At 52.7% G+C, this 8,425-nt stretch carries 10 protein-coding genes; 9 read left to right on the forward strand and 1 reads right to left on the reverse strand.

Annotated elements, in window-relative coordinates:
* The 4 genes from VB081_RS09725 to VB081_RS09740 all read left to right on the forward strand — a co-directional run.
* Positions 1 to 784 (forward strand): sugar phosphate isomerase/epimerase family protein (locus VB081_RS09725; protein ID WP_323400626.1); only part of this gene is annotated, 784 nt, incomplete at its 5' end.
* A 157-nt stretch (positions 785 to 941) separates the two neighbouring features.
* Complete coding sequence (locus VB081_RS09730) at positions 942 to 2,297, forward strand: sn-glycerol-1-phosphate dehydrogenase (RefSeq protein ID WP_323400627.1); 1,356 nt, start codon at positions 942 to 944, stop codon at positions 2,295 to 2,297.
* The gene (locus tag VB081_RS09735; RefSeq protein WP_323400628.1) at positions 2,294 to 2,824 is read left to right on the forward strand and encodes a nitroreductase family protein; all 531 of its coding nucleotides are present in this window, start codon (positions 2,294 to 2,296) and stop codon (positions 2,822 to 2,824) included. Before VB081_RS09730 ends, VB081_RS09735 begins: the two co-directional genes overlap by 4 nt.
* A gap of 47 nt (positions 2,825 to 2,871) precedes the next feature.
* Complete coding sequence (locus tag VB081_RS09740; RefSeq protein ID WP_323400629.1) at positions 2,872 to 3,237, forward strand: VOC family protein; 366 nt, start codon at positions 2,872 to 2,874, stop codon at positions 3,235 to 3,237.
* 51 nt (positions 3,238 to 3,288) lie between these two features.
* Here VB081_RS09740 and VB081_RS09745 read toward each other — a convergent pair whose 3' ends face one another.
* Positions 3,289 to 4,224 (reverse strand): DUF3089 domain-containing protein, encoded by a 936-nt coding sequence (locus tag VB081_RS09745; RefSeq protein WP_323400630.1) that lies wholly within the window; start codon positions 4,222 to 4,224, stop codon positions 3,289 to 3,291.
* Positions 4,225 to 4,389: 165 nt separating this feature from the next.
* On the opposite strand from VB081_RS09745, the gene VB081_RS09750 reads away from it, so the two are divergent.
* The 5 genes from VB081_RS09750 to VB081_RS09770 all read left to right on the forward strand — a co-directional run.
* On the forward strand, positions 4,390 to 4,998 hold the full coding sequence (locus VB081_RS09750) for a S24 family peptidase (RefSeq protein WP_323400631.1): 609 nt from the start codon (positions 4,390 to 4,392) through the stop codon (positions 4,996 to 4,998).
* Between the two features lie 9 nt (positions 4,999 to 5,007).
* A complete protein-coding gene (locus VB081_RS09755; RefSeq protein WP_323400632.1) occupies positions 5,008 to 6,231 on the forward strand; it encodes a Y-family DNA polymerase in 1,224 nt (407 codons plus the stop codon).
* On the forward strand, positions 6,228 to 6,476 hold the full coding sequence (locus tag VB081_RS09760) for a hypothetical protein (RefSeq protein WP_323400633.1): 249 nt from the start codon (positions 6,228 to 6,230) through the stop codon (positions 6,474 to 6,476). Before VB081_RS09755 ends, VB081_RS09760 begins: the two co-directional genes overlap by 4 nt.
* An 83-nt stretch (positions 6,477 to 6,559) precedes the next feature.
* Entirely contained in the window at positions 6,560 to 7,573 is a 1,014-nt protein-coding gene (locus VB081_RS09765) for a polysaccharide deacetylase family protein (RefSeq protein ID WP_323400634.1), read from the forward strand.
* A gap of 153 nt (positions 7,574 to 7,726) precedes the next feature.
* Positions 7,727 to 8,425: polysaccharide deacetylase family protein (locus VB081_RS09770; RefSeq protein WP_323400635.1), on the forward strand; the 699-nt coding region annotated here is incomplete at its 3' end.

Here is an 8,425-nt window from a genome sequence, read left to right on the forward strand (position 1 = left end):
CTTCCAAGTGCCGTACATCGAGCTCGGCGGCAATTACGGCGGCAAGGACGTTGGCTATCAGGCCGATCTTACGGCAACGAAGGCGATCCTTGCAAAGTATGGGGTCAAATGTTCAGGCATCTGCGGCTTTTTCTCGGATGCCAACGCGCTTTCTACCAACAATAATTTTGCACGGCAGACGGCGCGCGAATACATCATAGAAGAGGTAAAATTCTGCAAGGCGGTCGGCGGGGAATATGTGCTTGTCGTACCGAGCACAGTGGGCAGGAGCGAGCCTTACGACACGTCGGATTATGCGCGCAGTGTACAGACATTGCGCTCGGTGGCGGATGTGTTTGTAGAGCACGGCATCAAATGTGCGATCGAGCCGATCAACTCGGCGGAGGTGGCGATGTGCTCTACGATCGCAAGTGCGCAGCAATATATCGCGGACGTTAACCATCCGGGCGTACAGCACATCAACGGCGATATCTTCCACATGCTGTGCGGGGAGCGGCACATTTCCGAGGCGATACTCGCGGCGGGAGAGCAACTTGTGAACCTGCACATCGAGGATACCAACCGTCTGCCGCTTGGCAACGGCATGATGGACGTAGACACGATCATCCGTGCGCTTTACGTGATGGGCTATAACCGCGACGGCTGCTTTGTGACGGGTGAGCCGCTTGGACCGGGAAGAAATTCCTATGCCATCATGTACGGGCAGCACGACGCACAGGCAAAGGATAAGCAGGTTGCGGACACGTTGTATTTTAAGGAACGTGAAGAAGAACTGTTAAAGTAATTTTCCTCAATAAAATAGTGGGAAAACGATTTCGACCGTGAATACCACAAACAGAAAACCGGCAGTTATGAAAGAAATGCCGGTTTTTTGTTTTTCGTTGCAATGACAGGAAAATCCCCCTATAATGCAAATAGAAAGAGTTTAGGAGGCAAGGCATATGCGTGACTGGGAACAATATTTGAACAGGGACATTGCGTGCGAATGCGGAAGAACGCACAACTGCGGGATTGGGCATATCATGATCGGTACGAACATACTGCCTGCACTGCCGGGATTGATCCGCGCTGGCGGATATCAAAACATTTGCATGGTGGCTGACCAAAACACATATGCTGCGGCGGGAGAACAGGTGCAGGCGCTGCTCGCGGGAGACGGCCTTTCGTGCGCTAAGGTCATTTTTGCGGATGCGGAGCTGATCCCTGACGAACGCGCACTGGGTGTGATATTGTCAGAAATCCCCAAGGGATGCGACCTGATCTTATGTGTGGGATCGGGCACACTGAGCGACTTGTGTAAATTTGTGGCCTATAAGCTTGGCATCGAATATTTTATGGTGGCGACCGCGCCTTCGATGGACGGGTATGCCTCCAACGTCGCGCCACTTATCATAAAGGACACCAAGACAACGTATGAAGTGGGACGGCCGGCGGTCATTTTGGGTGATGTGGACATTCTCGCAAAAGCGCCGATGGAAATGATACGTGCAGGGATCGGCGATATGCTGGGAAAATATGTGTGTCTTGCCGACTGGCGGGTGGCGCATATCGTCACGGGGGAATATACCTGTGATTTTGTGGAAAACATGATGCGCGAGTCGGTAGAAGTGATACGCAAGGCGATGGACGGCGCAAAGAAACGCGACAAAGAGGCGATCACAGCGGTGATGGAAGGGCTTGTGCTTTCGGGCATCACGATGAGCTATGTGGGAAATTCACGGCCGGCCTCGGGCAGCGAGCACCATCTTTCGCATTTTTGGGAGATGATGCTGTTGCAGCAGAAAAAACCGGATGCGCTGCACGGGCTGAAGGTAGCGATCGGCACGGTAATCAGTTTAAAACTGTACGAACAGCTTAAGAATAATAAGAACGCTTTTTTTGGAGCGGGGGACAGCGGATACACGCAGGAACAGTGGGAAGGCGACATCGTCCGTGTTTACGGGCCGGCGGCGCCGGAGGTCGTCCGTCTGGAGCGCGAGGTGCATAAAAACGCGCCAGAAAAGGCAGCACAAAGAAGAAAAGTAATTGCCGGGCGCTGGGACGATATTATGCGTGTAGTAGACAACCTGCCCTCCACGGAAGATATGATCGACCTCCTGCGGGGGATTGGCGCGCCGTATTTGCCGTGCGAGATCGAAGTGGACGGGCAGATGGTTCGGGACAGCATCGTATATGCAAAGGAACTGCGCAACCGGTATGGACTGCTGCAGGTATTGTTTGACGGAGGGATCGCGAAAGAGATGGCAGAATACATCACAGAATTTTTGAAGCAGCTTGAAAAGGAGAGGCAGACATGAGAAACGATATGCTTGAGTTGATTAAAACACGGCGCAGTATAAGGAAATACCGCCCGGAGCAGATAAAGGATGAGGAGCTTGACGCGGTGCTGGAGGCGGGGACGTACGCACCCAGCGGCAAGGGCAAGCAGGTCGCGACCATCGTCGCGGTACAGGATCAGGAAACACGCAAAACCCTTGCGCGCATGAACGCGCAGGTGCTTGGGAAGGAGATCGATCCTTACTATGCGCCGCCGACGATCGTGCTGGTGTTCGCGGACACCTCCCGCCCGACCTATGTGCAGGACGCAAGCTGCGTACTTGAAAATATGATGCTGGCAGCGCACGCGCTGGGGCTTGGGTCGTGCTGGATCAACCGGGAACGCGAAATGTTTGAGACGGACGAGGGCAAGGAAATGATGAAGCGCTGGGGTCTTGACGAGGCGCTTGTGGGCGTGGGAGCGATTTCGCTTGGGTACATCGACGGAAACCCGCCCAAGATGGCACAGCGCAAGGAAGATTATATCATCAAAGATACGAATTTGTAGGAGAATGTGAACTTAGCAGAGTAATATAAAATGCAGGGGGGATTGGAATGCTGGTAACGCATATATATTTAAATGGAAATTGTAAAGAGGCGATAGAGCTTTATAAGAACGCACTATATGCCGATGTGAAAACGCTTATTGAAGATTCCGATTCAGGTCTTGTTGCTCATGCAGAAATGATCATTCATGATGCATTGCTCATGCTCAATGATTTTGGGAATAATGATGGCGTTTCCAGGTCTGGAGGATATCAGCTATGCCTCCAGTTTGAAAACGAAGATGAGCTAAAAAAAGCCCATTCAAAAATGGGGGTTGAAAGTATTACAATTGATCCATTACAGCCTACAGATTACAGTCCGTGTACTGTAAGATTTGAAGATCGATTTGGTGTAAGGTGGGCGTTTTGGGTATAGCCAATTGATCGTATGTGTTTCATCGTTATTTGACAGCCTGAAGCTTCCCTATTATAAGGAAGCTTTTTTGTTATGTTCAAAATAGTTCTCGATGCGGCCTTTTACGCTGGATTCAAGGTTTTTATAAAACAGCGCGATATCCAGCATGTGCAGCGAGCCGCGGTTCATGAGGAATTTTTTGAAAAACCACTTCGCCTTGTACAGCTGGTAAGCGGCATCGTCGTCAATCACGAGCACGCCGCGTCCTTCATCGATATAAGCGCCCGTATAGTGCGGAGCCTCGAAGCGGAAGCGTTTGCCGAAGTCGAACAGTACCGCGCCTTCGTTATACTCCTTACCCGCGTATACCGCGTCATGCCGCCAGTTTAGCGGGTTGACGCATACGGAATCCGGACGGATGAAGCGCATAAGCGGGACGTTGGCAGCTGTCGTATTGTAAGAAACGATCGTTCCGATGTCTTTATCTGACTGTGCAAGCCGCAGGTGTGGGTAACGTTTGAAATCGCGCCGGGTCAGCGAAAAACCGATCAGGTACGCGGCGATCAGCTTTTCCTGCAGTGCCGGGTCGGTGAACTCCTTGCGCATCAGCTGCAGCAGCATGGCGCTGCCCTGGCTGTGCCCCGCCAAAATAAACGGTCTGCCGTTGTTGTGGTGTTCCAGGTAATAATGGAACGCGTCGTACACGTCGCCATAGGGCTTACGCTCTGCGCGCATGACCTCGTCAAGCGGCATTTTGAAGCTTTCCATCCCGAGTTGGCGGTAGTACGGTGCGTAAAAATTGCAATGGCGGGCAAAGAGCTGTCCCTGCCACGCACACATGCCCTTGGCGATCCCTTTGTAGATGGGGTTTACCATGCCCATGTGATGACGCTTTTTGCGGAAAGGGTGCGCATAAATAGTCGGATAGACAAAAAACACATCCACCGGCTTTGCTTCGTCTTTTTTTCCGGGCAAGAACGCCCATAAGCTTTTACGCGAATAATCCATAAACCCTGCCACAAATAATATGATATCTTTGCTTATACTATCATACCGTAGGCGGATTTTCAAACAAAAATGCTTTCAAGAAATATTTAATTTTAAAAGTATTGCTTTAAAGCAACGAAGCGTGTAAGATGAAGATAACAAATAAAAAGCATGGAAGGAGATTGTATGAGCGAAACATTGACAGGCTTGTTACGCCGGGCCATCGGGCAGAGGACGCTCAATGGATTTTGTGCGGAGGCGGGCATCAACGCGGGAAACCTTTCGCGCGTGCTGCACGGGCAGAAGGTGAGCGCGGACGTATTGCTGCGTATTGCAGAATATGCACAGGGAGGCGTACGCCTGCAAGACCTTTTTTATGCGGCGGGGTATTTGAGCGAGCAGCCGCAGGGCGCGCGCATCCCCGTCTATGGAACGGCGGCAGCGGGGCTGCCCATTGCTGCATATGAGGATATCGACGGATATGTGGATATGAACGGGCTGCCCGGATCGCCGGAGGATTATTTTGCGCTGCATGTCCGCGGCACGTCTATGGACGCGGCGGCAATCCCCGACGGGAGCACGGTGATCGTGCATCGGCAAAAAACGCTTCAGGATGGTGAGATCGGCGTGTTTCTGGTAGAGGGAGAGGCGACGGTCAAGAAGCTGTCCCATTTAAAAGACCATGTGCTGCTGATGCCGGTGAGCACAGACACGGTGCATCAGCCGCAGATATACGACAAAAATACAAAACTCGAAATATTGGGCAAAGTGAAAAAGGCCATCATTGACCTGTAGGAACAAAAAATGGAACGGGTCATCTTACATGTGGACATGAACAATTTTTACGCCAGCGTGGAATGCCTGCTGAACCCCAAGCTGCGCGGGCACGCCGTCGCCGTATGCGGGGACGAGGAAAAGCGGCATGGCATTATTCTGGCAAAGAACCAGCGCGCAAAAAAAGCAGGGGTCAAGACGGCCGAGCCCATCTGGCAGGCGAGGCAAAAGTGCCCGGGGCTTGTGTGCGTGAAGGCACGGCACGGCGTTTATGTGAAATTCTCGCAGCAGGCACGGCAGATTTTTTTGCGCTATAGCGGGAGGATGGAGCCGTTTGGACTGGATGAGGCGTGGATAGACGTTTCCGGCAGGGGTGTGACGGCGGCACGCGGCAAGGAGATTGGCGACGAGATCAGGAAGGTGATACGCCGCGAGTTGGGCATCACGGCGTCGGTAGGCGTGAGCTATAACAAGATATTTGCCAAGCTGGGTTCTGATCAGGGCGGACCGGACGCGACAACAGTTATCACATTTGAAAATTTCCGCGAAAAGGTATGGAAATTATGTGCACGTGACCTGCTGTATGTGGGACGAAGTACGGAAAAGAAGCTTGAGCGGTGCAGCATACGCACGATCGGCGACATCGCCCGCAGTGATAAGCAATACCTGAAAAAACTGCTCGGAAAATGGGGATTGATGCTGTGGAGCTACGCGAATGGATATGACGCGGCGCCAGTGGCGCAGGCGGGCGGTCGGCAGCAGATCAAATCCATCGGCAACAGCACGACCACACCGCGTGACCTTGTGAGTATGGACGATGTGAAGCAGGTGCTGCTGACGCTGAGCGAGAATGTGGCCAAGCGGTTGAAGAAATACCGTGTGATGGGTACGTGTGTACAGATATCGGTGCGCTCGAATACGCTCGAGCGGATGACGCGGCAGCAGGGGCTCGCCCATCCGACGGATTTATCGAACGATCTTGCGGAGGCGGCCTGTACTCTCTTTCAAAACAATTATTCGCTCGAGGTGCCGGTGCGCAGCATCGGCGTACGTGCGACGGGGCTTATCGATATGCGCGAGCGCCAGCTCGATCTGTTCATTGACGAGAAAAAAATCCGTGCGGAATGCGCGGTAGAAAAAATAAGGGAACGGTTTGGAAACGATTCGCTGTTGCGCGCAAGCGTACTGCGGGAAAAAGATTTAGCGGAATTGGAGGAAGGGAAACGGAGTATTTTCCCAAACAGCAGGTTATGAAAAAGCGGTATATTGACGTTGTGGCAAAGTTTACAAAAGAGGGGACGATCCGTCCGGTGGCAATGATATCTGAATGGGGAACAGAGTACGAGATATCGCGCGTGACGCGCATGGTTCCCGCGGCAAGCCTCAAGAGCGGCGGCCTTGGCGTGCGCTATACATGCTATATTGGTACGCGCATGTTTTACCTGTATTTAGAGGACGGCCAGAAGTGGTTTTTGGAGGCGGCGACGCAGACCGCGTGAAGAAGGTTGCATGAATAACGCATCCTATACTATAATAAGGAAGCAGGGAGGCAGCCGGAGCGGGTTGCCCGAAAGGAAATAGGATGAGTAAGAAAACAAAATGGATCAGTCTGGTTCTGGCGGGCGCGATGTGCGCCGTTCTTGCGGCAGGCTGTGGACAAGGCGAGCAAAGCGAATCTGCTTCTACGCCGTCGCCGGCGGCAGCGCCTACAACGATCACGTCAAAACAGGACACGGTCGGGCCGGTGGCGTCACAGCCGCCCGCAGCGTCGCCTTCTGATAGCAGTTCGGAATATGCGGATTTTAAGACAGGATTAAAGCAACTACAGATTCAGGGGAATTTTATGCCGCCCATGAGCTTAGACGGGATCGACCCGCTGAACGATAAGGTGATCGCGCTGACATTTGACGACGGGCCGCACGAGACGCTTACGCCAAAGCTGCTTGATATCTTAAAGGAGAACGAGGTTGTGGCGACGTTCTTTGTGGTGGGGACGAACGTGGAAAAATATCCTGATATCGTAAAGCGCACCTATGAGGAGGGCAACGAGATCGGTACGCACAGCTGGAACCATCCTGACTATGATACGTGGAAGGGGCTTTCGGCGAGCGATAAGCTGGAGCAATACCGCAAGGCAAACGATGCGATCGAAGCAGCCACGGGCTTGCGGACGATGTTTGACCGTCCGCCGGGCGGAACGATGACGGAGGACGAGGCAAAGGCGATCGGCAGGGAGCAGATCATCTGGTCGCAGGATCCTAAGGACTGGGTGAAGGCCAACCGCGATCCGGATACCATCTATACCAATGTAATAGAGGGCGGCGACGGTTCACAAAAGACCGGCCCGGAAGGGTATGTCGCAGACGGCGGGGTGATCCTTTCGCACGACATCCACGCGACGACGGTGGAAGCTTACGATAAGATCATCAAAGAGTTGAAAAACCAGGGTTATAAATTTGTGACGATCACACAGATGATGCAGATCGCGGAGATCAGGGGCGGCGACGTGAAATATAAGTTCTATAATGCGCCGACAGCAGAGCAGGAGGCGCAAGCGAGCGCTTCAGCATCTGCGACGTCCGGCGAAAATGAATAAAAGCAAAAGCTCCGGCATACGCGATATTACGCATGCCGGAGCTTTTTTATTGGTTAAATGTCCCGATAATCAATTCATTTGTTTGCAACTTTGATACATGTGTATTATAATTTTAAGTCAGGAGCATGAGGCTTCCGGAAGGATAAAAGATTTATGAAGGTAACAAAAAGATTGATTTGCATCATTGTGGCAATTATAATGTGTACCGTGGTTTTTGCAGGCTGCTCATTGATCGGCGGGAAAGACCAGCCGTCCGCGGCGCCTACAACGATCACGTCCGGGCAGGACGAGGTCGTGCCAAGCGAATCTGCTTCGGCAGAGCCGCCCGAAACAGCAACACCCGAACCGACCCCTACCCCTGCGCCGACACAGGCGGTCACGACCAATCTGAAGCAGCTGCAGCCAAAGGACGGATATATGCCGCCCATGAGCTTAGACGGGATCGACCCTCTAAACGACAAGGTTGTCGCGCTGACGTTTGACGATGGCCCGGGGCCGTATACTGAAAAACTGCTTGATATTTTGAAAGACAACGGTGTGGTCGCAACGTTTTTTGTACTGGGCGAAAACGTGGAGCGCTACCCTGATATCGTAAAGCGGGCGTACGAGGAAGGCAACGAGATCGGTACGCACAGTTGGAATCACAAGGATTTGAAAAAATTGTCGCTCGACGGGATCATGCAAGATCAGTATGGCAAGGCAAACGACGCCATCGAAGCAGCTACGGGGCTTCGGGCGTTGATCGACCGTCCGCCATACGGCTCCATGACAGAGGAGCTGGCAGAGCAGATCGGCAGGGAGCAGGTCTTATGGTCGGTGGATCCGCTTGACTGGGACGCGAAAAACGGATAT

This window comes from Christensenella sp. (assembly GCF_034927525.1).
In the GTDB taxonomy this organism is placed as follows: Bacteria; Bacillota; Clostridia; order Christensenellales; family Christensenellaceae; genus Christensenella.

Coding starts and splice junctions, on each gene's coding strand:
- VB081_RS09730 (WP_323400627.1), top strand. CDS start 942: ATGCGTGACTGGGAACAATATTTGAACAGGGACATTGCGTGCGAATGC.
- VB081_RS09735 (WP_323400628.1), top strand. CDS start 2,294: ATGAGAAACGATATGCTTGAGTTGATTAAAACACGGCGCAGTATAAGG.
- VB081_RS09740 (WP_323400629.1), top strand. CDS start 2,872: ATGCTGGTAACGCATATATATTTAAATGGAAATTGTAAAGAGGCGATA.
- VB081_RS09745 (WP_323400630.1), bottom strand. CDS start 4,224: ATGGATTATTCGCGTAAAAGCTTATGGGCGTTCTTGCCCGGAAAAAAA.
- VB081_RS09750 (WP_323400631.1), top strand. CDS start 4,390: ATGAGCGAAACATTGACAGGCTTGTTACGCCGGGCCATCGGGCAGAGG.
- VB081_RS09755 (WP_323400632.1), top strand. CDS start 5,008: ATGGAACGGGTCATCTTACATGTGGACATGAACAATTTTTACGCCAGC.
- VB081_RS09760 (WP_323400633.1), top strand. CDS start 6,228: ATGAAAAAGCGGTATATTGACGTTGTGGCAAAGTTTACAAAAGAGGGG.
- VB081_RS09765 (WP_323400634.1), top strand. CDS start 6,560: ATGAGTAAGAAAACAAAATGGATCAGTCTGGTTCTGGCGGGCGCGATG.